Here is an 874-nt window from a genome sequence, read left to right as displayed (position 1 = left end):
CCGCCGGGGAAGGAAAGCTTCGGCACCGACTGGTAGCCGCCCTCGGTGATGGCACGCGCCCCATAGGACAGCCGCTTGCCGCCCTCGAAGGTGGTGCGGATCGCCGGATGCGTCTTGAAGCGCTGGAACTCCTCGAAGGGATAGAGATAGGGGTTCTTGTAGTTCAAGTGGACGACGAAGCCGACGGCCACCAGATTGTCTTCCAGGTGATAGAGGAAGGAGCCGCCGCCGGTCTTCATGCCGAGCGGCCAGCCGAAGGAGTGCTGCACCAGGCCCGGCCGATGGTTTTCCGGCTTGACCTGCCAGAGCTCCTTGATGCCGATGCCGAATTTTTGCGGTTCGCGGTCCTTCGAAAGATCGAACTTGGCAATCAGCTGCTTGGCGAGCGAGCCGCGCACGCCCTCGCCGATCAGCACATATTTGCCGAGCAGTTCCATGCCGCGGGTATAGTTCGGGCCGGGCTCGCCGTTCTTCTCGATGCCCATGTCGCCGGTGGCGACACCGATCACCGCGCCCTCGTCGTTGTAGAGCACTTCGGTTGCAGCAAAACCCGGATAGATCTCGACGCCGAGTTCTTCGGCCTTGGTCGCCAGCCAGCGACAGACGAGCCCGAGCGAGACGATGTAGTTGCCGTGATTGTTCATCAGGGGCGGCATCAGCACATTCGGCAGGCGAACGGAGCCGGCGGGGCCGAGCAGCAGGAAGTGATCGGCGCTGACCCTGGTCTTGAAGGGATGATCGGCCTCGTCGCGCCAGCCGGGCAGCAGCCGGTCGATGCCGATCGGGTCGACGACGGCGCCAGAGAGGATATGCGCGCCAACTTCCGCGCCCTTCTCCAGCACGACGACGGAGAGTTCCGGATTGACCTGCTTCA

Annotated in this window: 1 protein-coding gene; it reads right to left on the bottom strand. The window is 63.5% G+C overall.

Translation table 11 applies throughout. The features are described 5' to 3' along the window. The coding region (locus OLZ32_RS39185) for an NAD(P)/FAD-dependent oxidoreductase (RefSeq protein WP_264425742.1) at positions 1–874 on the bottom strand (874 nt) is incomplete at both ends.

Origin of the sequence: Rhizobium acaciae (assembly GCF_025941625.1) — a bacterium.
In the GTDB taxonomy this organism is placed as follows: Bacteria; Pseudomonadota; Alphaproteobacteria; order Rhizobiales; family Rhizobiaceae; genus Rhizobium; species Rhizobium acaciae.
Note: the sequence above shows the minus strand (reverse complement) of the source record. Positions and strands in the feature narration are given on the sequence as shown.